20 protein-coding genes are annotated in these 16,903 nt (G+C 41.6%); 3 read left to right on the top strand and 17 right to left on the bottom strand.

Going from position 1 to position 16,903, the window contains the following annotated elements; translation table 11 throughout:
- Positions 1–2: 2 nt before the first annotated feature.
- From ACFO0S_RS06100 to ACFO0S_RS06075, 6 genes are all read right to left on the bottom strand, one after another.
- A complete protein-coding gene (locus ACFO0S_RS06100; RefSeq protein ID WP_378140923.1) occupies positions 3–524 on the bottom strand; it encodes a YpjP family protein in 522 nt (173 codons plus the stop codon).
- Positions 525–755: 231 nt separating this feature from the next.
- Positions 756–1,544 carry a class I SAM-dependent methyltransferase gene (locus tag ACFO0S_RS06095; RefSeq protein ID WP_378140922.1) on the bottom strand — a complete coding sequence of 263 codons (789 nt, stop codon included), beginning with the start codon at positions 1,542–1,544 and terminating at the stop codon, positions 756–758.
- On the bottom strand, positions 1,541–1,978 hold the full coding sequence (locus tag ACFO0S_RS06090) for a BrxA/BrxB family bacilliredoxin (protein WP_378140921.1): 438 nt from the start codon (positions 1,976–1,978) through the stop codon (positions 1,541–1,543). The genes ACFO0S_RS06095 and ACFO0S_RS06090 overlap by 4 nt, the downstream gene beginning before the upstream one ends.
- Before the next feature lie 2 nt (positions 1,979–1,980).
- Positions 1,981–3,102, bottom strand: coding sequence for a conserved virulence factor C family protein (locus ACFO0S_RS06085; RefSeq protein WP_378140920.1), 1,122 nt, complete (start codon positions 3,100–3,102; stop codon positions 1,981–1,983).
- 28 nt (positions 3,103–3,130) lie between these two features.
- On the bottom strand, positions 3,131–5,008 hold the full coding sequence (locus ACFO0S_RS06080; RefSeq protein ID WP_378140919.1) for an ABC-F family ATP-binding cassette domain-containing protein: 1,878 nt from the start codon (positions 5,006–5,008) through the stop codon (positions 3,131–3,133).
- Positions 4,996–5,619 carry an HD domain-containing protein gene (locus ACFO0S_RS06075; RefSeq protein ID WP_378140918.1) on the bottom strand — a complete coding sequence of 208 codons (624 nt, stop codon included), beginning with the start codon at positions 5,617–5,619 and terminating at the stop codon, positions 4,996–4,998. Before ACFO0S_RS06075 ends, ACFO0S_RS06080 begins: the two co-directional genes overlap by 13 nt.
- 94 nt (positions 5,620–5,713) lie before the next feature.
- On the opposite strand from ACFO0S_RS06075, the gene ACFO0S_RS06070 reads away from it, so the two are divergent.
- Positions 5,714–5,920, top strand: a complete 207-nt coding sequence (locus ACFO0S_RS06070; protein ID WP_378140917.1) for a cold-shock protein — start codon at positions 5,714–5,716, stop codon at positions 5,918–5,920.
- A 48-nt stretch (positions 5,921–5,968) separates the two neighbouring features.
- Here ACFO0S_RS06070 and ACFO0S_RS06065 read toward each other — a convergent pair whose 3' ends face one another.
- Positions 5,969–6,166: a zinc-finger domain-containing protein gene (locus ACFO0S_RS06065; protein ID WP_378140916.1), complete on the bottom strand. Its 198-nt coding sequence runs from the start codon at positions 6,164–6,166 to the stop codon at positions 5,969–5,971.
- 72 nt (positions 6,167–6,238) lie between these two features.
- Between ACFO0S_RS06065 and ACFO0S_RS06060 the strand changes: the two genes are divergently transcribed.
- Positions 6,239–6,622, top strand: a complete 384-nt coding sequence (locus tag ACFO0S_RS06060; RefSeq protein ID WP_378140915.1) for a ribonuclease HI family protein — start codon at positions 6,239–6,241, stop codon at positions 6,620–6,622.
- A gap of 454 nt (positions 6,623–7,076) precedes the next feature.
- On the opposite strand, the gene ACFO0S_RS06055 is transcribed toward ACFO0S_RS06060, so the two are convergent.
- From ACFO0S_RS06055 to ACFO0S_RS06040, 4 genes are all read right to left on the bottom strand, one after another.
- The gene (locus ACFO0S_RS06055) at positions 7,077–7,277 is read right to left on the bottom strand and encodes a cold-shock protein (protein ID WP_378140914.1); all 201 of its coding nucleotides are present in this window, start codon (positions 7,275–7,277) and stop codon (positions 7,077–7,079) included.
- A 151-nt stretch (positions 7,278–7,428) separates the two neighbouring features.
- Positions 7,429–8,241 (bottom strand): type II pantothenate kinase, encoded by an 813-nt coding sequence (gene coaW, locus ACFO0S_RS06050; RefSeq protein ID WP_378140913.1) that lies wholly within the window; start codon positions 8,239–8,241, stop codon positions 7,429–7,431.
- A gap of 14 nt (positions 8,242–8,255) precedes the next feature.
- Positions 8,256–9,785 carry an amidohydrolase gene (locus ACFO0S_RS06045; RefSeq protein WP_378140912.1) on the bottom strand — a complete coding sequence of 510 codons (1,530 nt, stop codon included), beginning with the start codon at positions 9,783–9,785 and terminating at the stop codon, positions 8,256–8,258.
- Complete coding sequence (locus ACFO0S_RS06040; protein WP_378140911.1) at positions 9,782–10,225, bottom strand: OsmC family protein; 444 nt, start codon at positions 10,223–10,225, stop codon at positions 9,782–9,784. The genes ACFO0S_RS06045 and ACFO0S_RS06040 overlap by 4 nt, the downstream gene beginning before the upstream one ends.
- A gap of 59 nt (positions 10,226–10,284) precedes the next feature.
- On the opposite strand from ACFO0S_RS06040, the gene ACFO0S_RS06035 reads away from it, so the two are divergent.
- A complete protein-coding gene (locus ACFO0S_RS06035) occupies positions 10,285–10,665 on the top strand; it encodes a hypothetical protein (protein ID WP_378140910.1) in 381 nt (126 codons plus the stop codon).
- Between the two features lie 11 nt (positions 10,666–10,676).
- On the opposite strand, the gene ACFO0S_RS06030 is transcribed toward ACFO0S_RS06035, so the two are convergent.
- From ACFO0S_RS06030 to ACFO0S_RS06005, 6 genes are all read right to left on the bottom strand, one after another.
- Positions 10,677–11,384 (bottom strand): ABC transporter ATP-binding protein, encoded by a 708-nt coding sequence (locus tag ACFO0S_RS06030; RefSeq protein WP_378140966.1) that lies wholly within the window; start codon positions 11,382–11,384, stop codon positions 10,677–10,679.
- Positions 11,385–11,386: 2 nt separating this feature from the next.
- The gene (locus ACFO0S_RS06025; RefSeq protein ID WP_378140909.1) at positions 11,387–12,166 is read right to left on the bottom strand and encodes an ABC transporter ATP-binding protein; all 780 of its coding nucleotides are present in this window, start codon (positions 12,164–12,166) and stop codon (positions 11,387–11,389) included.
- A complete protein-coding gene (locus ACFO0S_RS06020) occupies positions 12,144–13,106 on the bottom strand; it encodes a branched-chain amino acid ABC transporter permease (protein WP_378140908.1) in 963 nt (320 codons plus the stop codon). The genes ACFO0S_RS06025 and ACFO0S_RS06020 overlap by 23 nt, the downstream gene beginning before the upstream one ends.
- 9 nt (positions 13,107–13,115) lie before the next feature.
- Positions 13,116–13,991, bottom strand: coding sequence for a branched-chain amino acid ABC transporter permease (locus ACFO0S_RS06015; protein ID WP_378140907.1), 876 nt, complete (start codon positions 13,989–13,991; stop codon positions 13,116–13,118).
- Positions 13,992–14,065: 74 nt separating this feature from the next.
- Positions 14,066–15,256 (bottom strand): ABC transporter substrate-binding protein, encoded by a 1,191-nt coding sequence (locus tag ACFO0S_RS06010; RefSeq protein ID WP_378140906.1) that lies wholly within the window; start codon positions 15,254–15,256, stop codon positions 14,066–14,068.
- A gap of 168 nt (positions 15,257–15,424) precedes the next feature.
- A complete protein-coding gene (locus tag ACFO0S_RS06005) occupies positions 15,425–16,885 on the bottom strand; it encodes a DHA2 family efflux MFS transporter permease subunit (protein WP_378140905.1) in 1,461 nt (486 codons plus the stop codon).
- Positions 16,886–16,903 lie beyond the last annotated feature (18 nt).

Here is a 16,903-nt window from a genome sequence, read left to right as displayed (position 1 = left end):
CTTTATGACATCCACTTCGGTGGTGTGTTTTTTGACCAATAAATCTCTCCAATATCTTTATGACTCATGAAGTGATCGTCTGCTGTATGATAATGAAATGTGAAGAAATAGCCATCTTTGGGCCGCTTCTCTACACGCACGTGCGCCCTCAGGACATCTTCACCCGTCACTTTATCGTACAGATGAAAGATTTTCTCTCCGTGATTTCCAGATGGTTTAGAGGAGATGGAAGAAGTTTCTGTCGCTAATTCGTAAATTTTCTGTTGATATAAAGGAAAAATCTCAGACATATATTTTGATTCAATTTTCGGTTGAATTTTCGAACCAAACTTTAATGCACTTTGTTCCTCCGCTTTTATGACAAGGGCATCTGGCTCAAAAACAAAGACACGATCATCTATTTTACTATATGTAATCCCAGGCGGTTCGAAGACATTGCTCCAAATCTCATGCGAAGGTGTGATAACCCCAAATGTAATGACGGCAACAAGAGCGGTGACTAATTTTCTCCAAAATACTGACATCCCATACACGTCCATTCGTAACAAATTTGATACATCTTCAAGTGAAAGAGATTACTTAGACTTCATTCTTTTCTAATTTCATTGTACAATAATTACTAGACATAGAATAGTGAAACAAAGGAGCGATTGTGAGATGGACTATGGATTATTAATGGGCATCGGCTATTTATTATTATTAGGGTACTTGACGTCACTTAATTTTACACACTAAAAATAAACTGTCTCGCTATATTAGCGGGACAGTTTATTTTTTTCAATATAGCCAAAATGAAATTTTGCGGACTTCCGCGCTAACCTCTTAAATGAGTAGTGAGCGAACAATTCACTCCGAAAATGAGCTTTTAAAACCACTCGTTTTTTTGCTACGCGGATTGCTTCGTTCATCCACTCCGCAGAAAGCTGATCTTTTGAAGCGATGATATGGTGTGATCGAAAGTTGGTTGATTCTTCGATCAGCTCTTCAAACATGGGATCTAGGTAGACGACATCTACTGAATTATTTTTTTGACCTTTGAGGAAGGTAAGAGCATCTATCTCATAGAACTCAATTCGATGGAGGGCTTCATTTAGCAAAGACTCACCTAAGTCCGTAGAAAATTGGCTTTGACGAAATAAGAATGCTGAGATAGGTGATTTTTCAATCCCCGTCACCTTACCTAGCTTCCCAACCTGAAGACTTGCCATCAAACAATCAGACCCAAGTCCCAGCGTACAATCTAAAAAACTGTCTCCAGCTTGAAGGTCTGTCGCTTCCAAGAAAGGTTCTCGCTCCCCTAACTTCCATCGTTTGAAGCGAAACATGGCTGTTCCAGGATGAAAGTGATGCCGACTAGTATCACGTGTTTCTGCATACCATCCGTTTGTCGTCCACATGTATAACACGTCAAAGTCTCCCCAAAGTTTGTGAAGAGGTTGATTGAATCGCTCGATATAAAGAAGTTTTTCTTTAAGCGCAATTTGTTTGGCAAACTGTCGGCCCTTTTCATCCAGTTTAGCAGAAGTGGTTACTCCCGCCTTCATGAAGAGATGATTTGCGAAAGAGCTCCTTGAATATGTTCTTTGATGGCATCTTTCGGATGGTTTTCGATTTGTTCACGTGGAATAAAATAGGCAAGCTCACCGTCTTTCCAGATAGCCATAGAAGGCGAACTTGGCGGAACATCCGCAAAGTATTCTCTCATTTGAGCTGTCGCATCCGCATCTTGTCCTGCAAACACAGTCACAAGATGCTCTGGCTTAACTTCAAGTTGGGAGATTGCTTCGATAGCAGCCGGACGGGCAAGTCCAGCTGCACATCCACAAACTGAATTGATGACAATAAAAGATGTTCCTTTAGCAGTCGTCATATGCTCGTTCACTTCTTCTATAGAAATTAGTTCCTTAAAACCGTGCTGGGTCAATTCTTGACGCATCGGCACAACTATTTGCTTCATGTATTCATCGTATGCATTCACTCTTATTCCTCCTTAATAGCTCTTGCCATATTCATTTGTTTCCATACAGACCCTTTAGCTTCTTCACCTTGCTCGATTCGGGCAATGGCCATTTTCACTTGAAGTCTCACTTCATATTCTGGATCTTCTTCAGCCGAGCGAAGAGCTTCTAAATTGGATACATCTCCTACTTCATAGAAGAACATAGCCGCTCGCCAACGGACGAGCTTACTTTTATCATGCAAAGCATGTTCCATCGCGGATGCAAATTCAGGATAGCCAAGGTCACTCATTGTATCTCCCGCTGTTCGACGAATCGAAGCATTTTTATCATGCAATGCAATAGTTAAGTGAGGAATCGTAAGTTTGTCTTCCAGTATCCCTAAGTAAATAACAGCTAAACGACGTATAGACACTTTCTCATCCTTCAAGGCGAGTGCGAGTAAAGGTAAATCTTCTTCTCTTGGATGTGTCAAACGGTCAAGGAGTTGATAACGTACCTGCCAATCTGGGTGCTGAAAATCCTCTAAAGAAACCGGATGACGCTCTTCCTTCCAAGAAGTTTCAACTGAGGATTGAGGTGATTTTAATTGTTCTAAACGTTCGTCTGTAAATGCCGCTTCGATTTCAGCAACGACTTGTGTGCCGATTTCTTCATAATCTCCATAGCGAACACCGTAATCTAACCATTTACGCTGCATGATATAATTTTCATCATCTTGCATTCGCACATTAAACGTATCCGTAAAACGAGACGATAAGGCAAAGCGTTGTTCAGCAGAACCATCAAAAACTTTCACTTGAAGTGGGATACCGTGATAGTCTTGCACATGAACGCGTACCTCTCCAAAATGCTCATCCATCTCGACTTCACTATCAACAGTTTTTTCTCCTGAGAATGATGCCTCAATTTGAGGTATCAATTGATCCCAAGAAGCTTTTGGATGCTTTTCAACAGCTAAAAAATCTGCCACATGATAAATACCTTTTATACCTTCATAAGAAAACAAGCGATGAATGTATTCAGGTGCCTCTCCTAAAGCATCAGGTTTATAGTTGAAACTTTTACCAAATGGTAACTCTTGATCGACCACAATCTTCATGGAGTTTGGACTTGGTGTTGGTTCAATCGTCTTGATTTTCATTCATCTCACTCCTTCTGTCCTAAGTGTATCATGAGGAAACGATTTCTTCTAAATAAGCCCATCTCTCCATTTTATCTTCCAGTAAAGCCTCAGCTTTTTCAAGCTCTATGGTGGCAAGACGGATTTTTTCATAGTCAGATCCCGCGGATTCGATTTCTCTTGAATACAGGCTGATTTTTTCTTCTAATTGTTCAATCTCTTGTTCAATGGTTTCCCATTCTTTTTTCTCATGATACGAGAGACGCTTCCTTTTCTCTTTCACAGGTTCCTGTACTTCAGGAATATCAGTAACTTCCACTGATACGTCTCTTATTTTTTGTTTTTCAATATAGTCTTGATAGCTATCAAGAGTTTCTGTGATTTGTTGTTTTTCAACTACCCATAATTTCTCTGTTACCCTATCTAAGAAATATCTATCGTGAGAAACAACAATCACCACTCCACCAAACGAGTCAAGATAATCTTCTAATACTGCAAGCGTATCTAAATCTAGATCATTTGTGGGCTCATCCAGTAATAATACATTGGGTTGTTCCATCAATAGCTTCAATAAATAGAGCCTTTTCTTCTCGCCTCCCGACAACTTTCCAATAGGCGTCCCGTGAACATTTGTTGGGAATAAGAACCTTTCAAGCATTTGAACAGCCGACAAAGATTCTCCGGTTGTAGTCTGAATCGCATTAGATGTCTCTACGATGTAATGAAGCACGCGTTGATTTGGATTAAACTCTGGATACTGTTGAGTAAAATATCCAACACGAACGGTCGATCCAATGTCGAGTGAACCTTTTGTAGGGTACTCTTTACCAGCAAGGATATTCATCAAAGTCGATTTTCCTGCACCATTTTCCCCTAGAATACCAATACGGTCTTTTGCTTGTAAAATAAAGGAGAAGTTTTGAAATAAAACACGGTCCCCGAAGCTCTTCGAAAGGTGGTTACCTTCCATCACTTTCTTGCCTAAACGACTGCCTGAAAGATTCATCTCCATCGAGTCTGCTGAAGATTTCTTTAAAGCTTTTTCAGCAATCTCATCAAATCGGTCAAGACGTGCTTTTTGTTTCGTCGTGCGTGCCTTTGCACCACGGCGCACCCATTTCAATTCATTGCGGTATAAATTCTCGATTTTGGATTGCTCAGCAGCTGCTTGTTCTTGACGGATCACCTTGTTTTCTAGATACGTTTCATAATTCCCCTTATACATAAAGAGCTGTTGTTGATCGATTTCATAAATCGAATTCGTCACATGGTTTAAAAACAATCGGTCATGCGTCACAAAGAGGACCGACCCTTTATACGACTTTACGAGCTCTTCGAGAGCTTGTGTAGATTCTATATCTAAGTGATTGGTCGGCTCATCCAATAATAACAAATCATGAGGTTCAATCAATGCGCGTGCAAGAGCTACTCGCTTTTGCTGACCGCCGGATAATGTATTTGTTAACCGATCAAATTCTGTGATTCCCAGTTTTGTGAGCGCATACTTAGCAGCTGTATTCATTTCCCAACCACCTAGTTGCTCCATTTTTTCTTGCAATTGTAATAGTTCATTTATGAGGTTCATATCTCCCGGATTTGCCTCGCTTGCGTGTCTTATCTGCTCATACTTGCGGTTGATTTCCATAACCGGAATATCACTTTCAAACATGACTTCCAGTATCGACTTTCCAGCTGTTAGTTCGGGATTCTGAGACAAGTAAACCATCGAATAGGCATTGGGATGATCCATAGATACTACATCTGCATCCATTTCACCAGCTAGGATTTGAAGTAGCGTCGACTTCCCACATCCATTTCTGCCGAGCAGGCCAATCTTCTCTCCCTCCGTAATGGTAAATGAGATTCTATCATAGAGCGTTTTATCGCCAATGGTCTTTGTCAGTTGTTGAACAATTAATTGTGACATGGTTGATCCCCAATTTCTTTATAGAATTGATGTAAAAATTGTTCCATGAACAGATGACGTTCATTGGCAATTTTTCGAGCTTCATCTGTATTCAAACGTTCTTTCACATGTAATAGTTTTTCGTAAAAATGAGTAACGGACGCTCCATTTGCTACGCCTTCTCCGCGTAACACAGCTTCTACTTCTTCATGATTGTAAAGGCTTCGACCTTTAGCCCCCCCATAAGCAAATGTTCGCGCAATTCCAATAGCACCCAAGGCATCTAACCGGTCCGCATCTTGAACGATTCTTGCTTCGAGCGATGTCGCTTCTTTTCCGCCTGAAAAGGATACTTGATCAATTATTTCACGAATAACTTTTTGCTCTTTTGTTGATACATGAAATTCATTGAATACAAGCTCCATTACTTGCGTACTCTGACCATTGGTATACTTTTTATCTTCCACGTCATGTAGCGCAACCGCTAAAATAATTCGTTTCTGATCTGCCTCCGGATAAGCTCTATAAATTTCCATTGCAGTGTGATAGACACGACGAACATGTGCCATATCATGACTTGCATCAAATGAATTGTAATACGTATGTAGCATTTCTTCTAACTTGTTCCACATAAGGTTTTCCCCTTTCAAATTGACGGAATAGGTCGAATCCTGTATAGTTTATCTAGTAATTATCTGATTTTTCTAACGAAGGAGGTCCTGCACGATGCACCAAGGACAAGTAAAATGGTTTAATGCAGAAAAAGGCTATGGATTTATTGAATCGAGTGATGGTGAAGATGTATTTGTTCATTTTACTGGGATTCTCGGCGAAGGGTTCCGCACGTTAGAAGAAGGTCAACGCGTCACATTCCGCACAATAGAGGGCAATCGTGGTCCTCAAGCGTCAGAAGTACAAGTGATGACAGAATAAAATCACATGATAAACGAAAACAAACCCTGCGAACTTTCGCAGGGATTTTTATTTGTTAGCGTATGAAATATGGAGTAATGATTGACCCATCTGTTGAAGTTCGCGTCCCACGGAACATGTATCAATGCAAAAATGGTGAGCAGCCGTTTTCCCTTGACGCGCACGGAGATCTTGCTTGATTGGACATTGTTCACAATAGACATCTTCTAGTCGTGAGATTTCGTTGATTACAGTATTTTCTGACATGATACACCCACCTTATCTATTGTAGTAGTATAATCGGAAGTAACTAGCTATGGCAAGGAAAGGAGCACGAATATGCTCGAACTCTATACAGATGCAGCTACTCGGGGAAATCCTGGAGAGAGCGCCATCGGGATTTTTTATAAAGGGAACGGACACAAAGGGATGGTTGCTAAAAAAATAGGCGTCTATTCGAACCATTTGGCAGAATTCATTGCACTTCGGGAAGGTTTAAAAGAAGTGATCCCTCTCAAACCGGATATTCTGTCCATACGCGTTGACTCCAAAATCGTTTTTCAAGCAGTTGATCGAATGTTTGTGAAAAACGCGGAGTTTCGAGTAGTATTGGATGAAATTGAGGAATTATTAAAAAACATTCCTCTTTACTTTATTAAGTGGATTCCCGATAAAGAGAATGCTGCCGCGCATCGATTGGCGGCGGATGAGCTGAGGAAATGATTTAGATTTCTCGGGGTTACTGGAGCAGGATGGTGGAAGGTCTTGCTAGGAAGGGATTGGGTATTTGAGTGTTTTAGGAAGAGAATCTAGACAATTTGAACATCGGGCATTAGAATGGACCGGGTAGATGGTTGAAATGGACCGGGTAGGTAGCTTAAATGGGCCTTATAACAATATACTCTGTTCAATTGTTACGCAATGGACCGGGTAGTCTACTTAAATGGACCGGGTAAGCGGCTCGAATGGACCGCAACTGTTTTTGACCAAGCGTTCTTCACATCTTATGTGTACTCGAGTTGCGTAGCCTAGAAACACACTCAAAAATCATTCGCATCCATTGAGGTAAAGAGCGCCTCCCTGTCCACGCTGTCATTTGACAGAATTTCAGAGCGAGCCTGCTCCACATCTAGAAGTAAAAAAAAGACCCCCGAAGGAGTCTTTTTGAAAGGTTAAATTAAGCTTTGTTTACATTTGTAGCTTGTAAACCACGTTGACCTTGCTCGATTTCGAAAGTTACGTCTTGACCTTCGTCAAGAGTTTTGAAACCGTCGCCTTGGATAGCTGAGAAGTGAACGAATACGTCGTCTCCGCCTTCGCGCTCGATAAATCCGAATCCTTTTTCTGAGTTAAACCATTTTACTTTACCTTGTTCCATGTGTGTATCCTCCTCATGTACTGTGTGTACACTTTTGTTACTATCCTTGCTCAACACTGTTAAGTAAAAGTGTTGCCACCTACTAACGCTCCGAACAAAAATAATTCTATTACAATATACCATGTCTTGGGAGAGATTGCAAATGGAATGATTAAATTGTTAATAATGCACCAATTGCTCCACTATACCCATGTTCCGGTAAAAACACGGCTCGTTTGTTCTTTAAAGTCGTATAAGATGCAATTACATTTTGAAGCATTTCGTTGTTTTCCAGAGTAGTGCCAATGTAAATAATATCCTCCACATTTTTTGTATCCGCAGCCTGAATGGACAACGATGAGATGACTTCTCCGATCATCCCTTGGATACCTGCTAAATAATCGTTATCTGAATTTACTTCCTCTTCTGAGTGAAGAAGTGCACCAAAATTGCTTGCCGTTAATGAACCCTTGATGGGTAGTTGATTTTCCTGATAAATATCTTCTACGAGTACATCGATGTGTTTCCGCGAACCCATTGATGAACGTTCAACAATTTCACCAAACACCATTGTTCCCGCCATCTTTTTACTTAGACCCATGAGGGTCCCGCCTCCGATTCCTGTTCCTCCAAGGCGGGTATGCTGAGTTTCGAATAGGTGATGAATTGACGTCCCCGTTCCAATATTCGTCACGATGGCTTGTTGAATATCGATATGATTTTTATCTAGTTGGTAAAGTACACCTCGGACTGTCGCATCAAACTCAACAACATATTGATAATTCTCTGTGCCTAAAAAGTTTTGTAGTTGCTTCGCTCGACCACCCGTCATACAGATTTTCGGATGATCAAACTTGTTTTCAATCCACTGTTTTACTAAATCAAATCGGGAAGATAAAAAATACGTTGTATGAATTTGATTACTTTCCGATTTGTAAGCAAGTTTGACAAGTGTCCCACCTGCGTCAATACCTATAAAGCCCATGTAACAATTCCTTTCTAGACGTGTCCCTCTTCTTTTTGATAAACCACGTTTCCATTCACAATGGTTGCTTCAATTTGACAATGGGAAATGGATTCTTTCGTGATTTCGTCGGATACAACAGTAAAGTCTGCGCAAAAGCCTGAAGCAATCTTTCCGTACAGATGGTCTTCTTTTGCGATAGCTGCCGCTCCCGTTGTATATAAAGAAATCGTTTCAAACGCAGTTAATTCCTGATCAGGTACATAAGGATTGTTCATTGCTGCATTCATACCCAGTAGAGGATCAGCATTCTCAATGGGGGCGTCTGAACCTCCTGCAAGAACAATTCCTTCTTCAAGTAACGTTTTCCAAGCGTAAGAATAGGTTAAGCGATCTTTTCCTAAGCGATCTGTCACCCAAGGAAAATCCGATGGAACGAACATTGGCTGTATATCCGCCATAATTGAAAGCTCTTTCATTCGATCAATTAGCTCTTTTGACAACACATTGACGTGAATCAGTCTGTCAATGACGCCGTTTTGTGGAGGATGTTTTTCAATCACATCAAGCACGACTTTTGTTGCCTGATCGCCAATCACGTGAACCGCGATACCCGTTTGATAAGTCCGAGCGACTTTCGTCAGTGCGATTAGTTGCTCTTCTGTGTGAACAGCAACTCCTGATAGACTCGGTTCATCTGTATAAGGCTTTGATAACCATGCGGTATGCCCCCCTAGGGATCCATCCATGAAAATCTTCATATTGCCTAATGAAATAAAAGCACCCCCTGATTCATGCACCATATCTTTAAAAACGTGATGATGGCGCAGTAGATGAACACGGAAGTTCGAATCAATGGCTTTGCGATATGCTCCCAATGGGTTCGTATATGGTCCGTAATAGGCCATGTCCTCGGAATGTGCACCCGTCAGCCCCATTCGGTGTAAATCTTTGATACTTGTATGTATTATATCGACCAAATCATCTTGTGAAAGCTCGGGAATATGCTCGATGATGAGCGCTTGTGCTTCATCATAGAAAAGACCGTTCAGTTCTCCATGATCCGTTCGACCGATGACGCCTCCCGACACATCGTGTGTGTCTTCACCAATACCAGCCAGTTCAAGAGCCTTCGAATTGACGGCAACCACATGGCGACAGATTCTTTTTAAAACGACGGGATAATCTGAACAAACAGTATCGATATCTTGTCGCGTGATAGCACGTCCTTCCATTAACTGATTGTCATTCCATCCTTCTAAAACAATCCAGCCGGATACTGGCTCTGCTTGATGTATCACTTCCAAAATTTCACGGATGGATGTAAATCCAGATAAATCCACCGAACTGATTTTTTGGCCATGTCCAATTAAGTGCATATGACTATCAATAAATCCTGGATAGACTACTTTTCCTTCAAGAGACACTTGTTCGTCAGCAAGTTCTTTTAAATCATTAAAACGACCTGTTTCGATGATTTTTCCGTCTTCTACTATTACGGCTTCTACTTCATGACCTTCTGCCGTCATCGTCACAAAACGTGCATTTGAAAAAAGCGTTTTCATGAATGAACCTCCTCAATATACTCGGGATGGATAGTTATCGTTACTGATGCTTTTAACGCATTGCTGATCATGCAACGCTCATCTGCTTTATGAACAATTCGTTCAATCATTTTTCGTTTGGAGGGATCAAATCCACTGAGTGTAGGATGATGGCGTATCTCTTCTACTTTAAATTCTCCGTTTGTCACGGAAATGTCCAGTTCAGAGTGCATAGTGATCTGTTCGATATGTAGTGAGCTTCTTTCAAACATGGCGCCAAGTGTCATTATATAACAACCAGCAGCTGAACTGAGTAGAAGTTCGTCAGGGTTCGTGCCGACGCCAGGGCCTTGCAAATCCTGTGGAATGGAAAATGGAATGGGTGTTTGACCGATTATAACTTCACCAATTTCATTTCTTGTACTTCCCCATGATAGCTGCTGATGAAAAGTATGTCGCATAACGTTTACATCCTTTCTTTGTTACTAGTATACTTTAAATCAGAAAGTGGGGAAATGAAATGAAAGAGAATTATAAAATGCTTGGCGTGATTGTCTTATCAATCACTCTCTTTTTGCTGCTTCTCGGAACAGGAGTCATCCTTGATCAAGAGCTGACTGTAGGAAATGCAGTTACCATGGTAGCTTACGGACTTGCTGCAGGAATGTTTGCCGGTGCACTTGCGTATCTGGACCTCAAGATTGGTCTCTATTTATTTTTAGCAGGGCTATTCATTGGCTTTGTAGAGATGTACCGAAACTTTCTATTTGGTGATGGAGGATTTCAAGATTTAGCTGGTTTACTCTCGCTATTCATGTTCACAGCTTTTGGTCTTGTGTTAGCAGTCATCGTGGAAGGCATCCAATACTTCCTAAAGAAAAAACAGCCGCCCACAATGTGAGCAGCTGTTTTTTAATGTCCGCCAAGGTACGCTTTTCGAATTTCATCAGACGCATGAAATTCATCGGCAGGTCCAGAAAGGACCACTTTGCCTGTCTCAATTACGTACCCCCGATTGGCCACAGAAAGTGCCATGTGCGCATTTTGCTCAACTAGCAAAATGGTGGTACCTTCTGCATTAATCTCTTTGACCACTTTAAAAATCGTTTTGACCATGAGTGGAGCAAGGCCCATCGAAGGTTCGTCTAAAAGCAGTAGTTTAGGTTTTGCCATGATGGCGCGACCCATTGCAAGCATCTGTTGCTCTCCACCTGAAAGCGTTCCAGACATTTGTTTTCTACGTTCCAACAGACGTGGAAAAGTATCGTATACCTTCTTCAAGTCTGTTTCAATTCCTTTTTTATCTTTGCGTAAGAAAGCTCCGAGTTCCAAGTTTTCCTCCACCGTTAAGTTCGCAAATACGCGACGCCCTTCAGGAACGTGAGAGATTCCCGATTTCACGATGCCCTGTGCAGGTTTGCCCGCAATCGATTGGCCGAGAAATTCTATTTTTCCTGTCTTCGGTTTGAGAAGCCCTGAAAGAGTCTTTAACAATGTGCTCTTTCCTGCACCGTTCGCTCCAATAAGGGTCACGATCTCTCCTTCTTCTACTGTTAATGAGACCCCTCTCAATGCCTGGATATTACCGTAATACACATCAATTGCATCTACCGACAACATCGTCATTCTGTTACCTCCTCGCCGAGGTAAGCCTCGATTACTTTCGGGTCGTTCCGAATCACTTCCGGAGGTCCCTCTGCCAACAACTGACCATGATCAAGCACATAAATCCGCTCACACACGCCCATGACTAGATTCATGTCATGCTCGATCAATAATATCGTTAAATTGAATTTATCGCGAATGAATGCAATAAGTTCCATTAAGTCATGTGTCTCTTGCGGATTCATACCAGCTGCTGGCTCATCTAGGAGTAGTAACTTTGGATTGGCGGCAAGCGCACGTGCAATCTCCAATCGGCGTTGCTGACCATATGGCAAATTCTTCGCAAGTTCATCTTTGTATTTGTCTAGACGAAAGATCTTCAAAAACTCGATCGCAGCTTCCTCCATTTTTCGCTCTCCAGCAAAATGCGATGGTAAGCGCAAAATAGATGCAAGCATCGTATGCTTGGCTAGCGCGTGATACGCTACTTTTACATTATCTAATACCGTCATGTCGCGGAACAGGCGGATATTTTGGAATGTCCGACTCATGCCTGATTGGGTGACCTTGTAAGGAGCAAGGCCATTGATTCGTTTCCCTTGGAAGATGACATCTCCTTCTGTCGGCACATAGACGCCTGTCAACAGATTAAAGCTTGTTGTTTTTCCAGCCCCGTTCGGACCAATCAGTCCTACCAGTTCCCCAGGATACAAGGCGAGGTTAAGATTTTGAACGGCTTTTAACCCACCAAATTGGATACCGGCTTGTTTAACCTCAAGTATGGGTGTCTTTTCCATTTGCCTTACCTCCTTTGGATGTCCATCCTCTAAAGTAATCGGTAATCTCTTTTGTACCCATCAATCCTTGTGGACGATAGAGCATCACAATGATTAATACCAAGCTATAAATTATCATCCGCGTCTCAGGGAATTCTTGCAAGTAAGTAGAGACAAGCGTCAAGAAAATGGCAGAGATAATCGCTCCGGATATACTTCCGAGACCGCCTAATACCACTAGAATTAAGATATCAACAGATTTTAAGAAACCAAATTGACCTGGCTGAATAATGTAGAAGTTATGGGCAAACAATGCACCTGCTACTCCAGCAAAAAATGAACCGATGACAAAGGCAGCGACTTTATAGTACGTGGTATTGATCCCCATCGCATCCGAGGCGATCTCATCTTCACGAACAGATAGAGCGGCAATCCCATGACGAGACCGTGTGAAGTTCACAATGACGAGTATAGTGATGAGCATAAAGAAGTATGTGTATGACCAGTTTGTCATCTTCGATACTTGCATCCCCGCTGCGCCACCTACGTAGTCAATATTTAAGAAGATGATTCGGATGATTTCAGCAAACCCGAGTGTTGCAATCGCCAAATAGTCTCCTTTTAAACGTAAACTTGGAATCCCGACAATCAGTCCGGCTAATGCTGCAACGAGACCCCCCACGACGATAGCCAAAATAAACGGTAACTCGAATTTCATGGTGATAATAGCAGACAAGTAAGCTCCTACTGCCATGAAACCAGCGTGACCAATAGAAAACTGTCCCGTGATTCCAATGACCAAGTGCAAACTAACAGCTAGGATAATATTAATAGCAATAAAAATGAGCGTGTTGGAATAATACGTATTTAGTGCGCCAGCCATGATGAGTCCTTGTACAATCGCGTAAAACACAAGAGCTCCTATTAACAGTGGCCAAAATGCGCGTGAATGTTTTTTCATTTGGCCCACCTACACTTTCTCTCGTGTATTTTTTCCGAAAATACCAGACGGACGGAAAATCAAAATAAGAATTAAAATAACGAAAGCTGCGGCATCTCGCCATAGAGAGAAACCAACTGCAGAAACAAATGTCTCAACAACTCCAAGAATTAGTCCGCCGACCATCGCTCCTGGAATGATCCCAATCCCCCCAAGTACGGCAGCAACGAATGCTTTTAGTCCTGGGATAACTCCCATGAGTGGATCGATTTTTGTGTAGTAAAGTCCAAAGACTACACCTGCTGCTCCAGCAAGTGCAGAACCAATGGCAAACGTAGCGGAAATTGTATTATCTACATTGATTCCCATGAGCTTTGCGGCTTCTGCGTCATGAGATACAGCGCGCATCGCTTTTCCAGTTTTTGTTTTGTGCACAATAAATTGAAGAAGTAGCATCAAGACGACAGAAACCGATAGGATTAAAATTGCCTTCATGTCGATTGTCGCCCCTAAAAATGAAATGGACTGACGACCAAACACATCTGGATAGGCTTCAGGTTGTGCCCCACGTATGTAAATAAATCCATATTCAATAAGTAGAGAAACCCCAATGGCTGTGATAAGTGCGGCAATACGCGTAGCATTTCGTAGTCGCTTATAGGCGATACGTTCAATCAAAACACCAAGTAGCGCAGTAGCTGCCATGGAAACAATAAGCGCTAAAAAGAAGTTCATATTGAAAATCGTTATCGCATAGAAACCAAAGAAAGCGCCGAGCATGAACACATCTCCATGTGCAAAGTTAATTAATTTGATAATTCCATACACCATCGTGTAGCCAAGTGCAATCAATGCATAGATACTCCCTAAAGAGATACCGTTAATCAACTGCTGAATGATTTCCATTTTTCCTCACTCCTTTCAATCGTGCAGACAAAAGAAAAAGGGGGGAATCGTTCTCCCCCCTAATAACGCCCCCCTTAAGGGTTCACTTTCGTATTAAAGACTTGAACTCCATCAACGAATTCTAGAATCGTAGCTGATTTAACTGGGTGGTGGTTTTCGTCTACAGTGTACGCACCTGTAACTAACTCAAGTCCGTCTGTTGAAGCAAGAGCATCTTTGATTGCTTCTCCATCAAGTTCTCCTGCACGTTCAATAGCATCTTTTAATAGATACACAGTGTCATATCCAAGAGCATTGAATGAGTTTGGAAGCTTACCGTACTTCTCTTCAAATTTATCCGCAAATTCTTTTGCTTTCCCTTCTGGGTCTTCAGCAGAATAGTGGTTAATGATGTATGTGTTATTTAGAGCATCTGCACCAGCAAGATCAACGATTGTTGGAGAATCCCAACCATCTGCCCCCATTAAAGGCACATCGATTCCTAGTTCACGAGCTTGTTTGACGATCAAGCCAACTTCTTCGTAGTATCCAGGTATAAATACGAACTCAGGATTCGCTGAATTAATACGAGTCAGTGTAGAACGGAAATCTGTATCTTTTGCTACATAAGATTCTTGAGCGACAATTGTTCCGCCTGCTGCTTCAAAATCTTCAATGAAGGATGCAGCTAAACCTTTAGCATAATCAGACGCGTTATCAGCATATACTGCAGCTGTTTTTACGCCAAGTTCATTTGCAGCAAAGTTCGCCGCCACTGTACCTTGGAAAGGATCGATGAATGATGTACGGAATGCATATTCATTAACAGAACCATTTTCAGCCACTGTGACAGTTGGGCTAGTTCCTGAAGGTGTGATAAGTGGTGTTTGTGTATCAGCAGCTACTTGCACTTGTGCAACTGTATTTCCTGAAGTAGCGGCACCAATAATCGCTAAAACGCCATCTTGATCCGTTAATTTAATCGCAGCATTTGTAGCTTCAGCTGCGTCGGATTTGTTGTCTACTTTGACTAGTTCGACTTGTTTGCCGTCAATTCCGCCATCCGCATTGATTTCTTCTAATGCTAGCTCGATTCCCTCAAGCTCAGAAGAACCATAAGAAGCTACTGGGCCCGAAAGCTCAAGGTTCGCTCCAATTTTAATTGTATCTCCATCAGCTGAAGATCCGCCTTCTGTGTCTCCACATGCTGCCAGGGTTGCTAATAACAGCGAGGAAGCTACAAACAATGAAGCAAATTTAGATTTTTTCAATACAATAACCCCCATTTAGTTGACAGAATGAATTGTTCTCTCTATTTCCACAATTCAAAACTATCTTACTTATTTGAACAACTTCATTGTAATCCATCCTTTTTCATCCGTCTACATAAATTTTCAGATTTTATTAGAAAATTTAATGAATATATTAGTATTCCTAAATAAAAGCGCAAGGAATTAATCTTTCTCGCGCTTTGGTACTACCTTTTTTATAAATAAGCTAAGTATTAGTGCGACAATAGTTACAATAGCTGCAATGAAAAAGGAAAATGTGATACCTTCTAACATCCCTTTTTGAGTAAGTTCTCCCATGATTACTTGTTCTGCCTCTGCATCGCTAGGATACATTCCATCAATTTGTAGTTTTAGCAATTGGTCTTCTATCCAACTGGTCATACGGGCATTCATGATGGTCAAGAAAATTGCGGAACCAATTGCTCCTGACACTTGTTGAAGTGTATTGTTCATTGCCGTTCCGTGTGGATAATGGTGAGCTGCCAATTGACTTAATCCATTAGTCATCACAGGCATGGTAATCATCGAAAATCCGAACATCCTCATTGTATATAAAAACATGATGGATGCATAGGATGTTTCTAATGTTAAGCCACTAAGGGCGAATGTTGTTAATGTAGAGATGGTTAACCCTGTGATGGCTAACCACTTAGCACCAAACGAATCAAATAAACGACCAGTGACAGGCGACATAATGGCCATCACAAGTGCGCCAGGAAGCATGAGCAGTCCCGATTCTAGTGGTGAAAACCCTCGAATTGTCTGAACATAAAGTGGCGTCAAAATCATTCCAGAGAACATGGCAGCTGACAATACAATTGAAATAGCAGAAGCGAGCGCAAACATCGGATATCGATAGATTCGAAACTCGAGTAGCGGTTCTTTTAAGCTCAGCTGTCTTAAAATGAACCAGACAAGGGTGAACATTCCAACAGCTAGTGTGAGAAGAATAATCCATGAAGTCCATCCCTCATCTCCTGCCACACTAAACCCGTAAAGTAAACCTCCAAAACCAAAACTGGACAGTACCAAAGAAAATTTATCAAGAGTGACGTCGCGTTGTGGCGTAATATTCTTTAGTTTAAAAATGGCGAGCACGAGTGGTATCAAAGCAAATGGCAGGATCATCGCAAACAAGATACGCCAACTATAATTTTCTACAATGAACCCTGACAGTGTGGGCCCGATAGCAGGAGCCATGATCATCACAAGACCAAATATACCCATTGCTGTTCCGCGACGTTCAATTGGGAAGGCGATCAACATCACGTTCATTAATAGAGGCATCATGATCGCAGATCCACAAGCTTGTATCATTCGTCCAAGAACAAGAATCCAAAATCCTGGTGCTATAAATGCAATGAAAGTTCCGAATGTAAACAAACTCATTGCTGTAATAAAAAGAGTTCGATTAGTAAACTTTTGAATAAAATAGGCAGAGGCAGGAATCAAAATACCGTTAACCAACATATAGGCTGTCGTCAACCATTGGACTTGTGAGGGTTTGACATCAAACTCCACCATAATCGTCGGGAGTGCAACATTGAGAAGTGTGTTATTGAGGAATGCAACGAACGCACCTATAAATAAGATCGCAATCATTCCATAAGGGGGGTTCTTCATAAATTTTCCTTCTTTCGT

Source organism: Chryseomicrobium palamuruense (assembly GCF_042649045.1).
Taxonomy (GTDB): Bacteria; Bacillota; Bacilli; order Bacillales_A; family Planococcaceae; genus Chryseomicrobium; species Chryseomicrobium palamuruense.
Note: the sequence above shows the minus strand (reverse complement) of the source record. Positions and strands in the feature narration are given on the sequence as shown.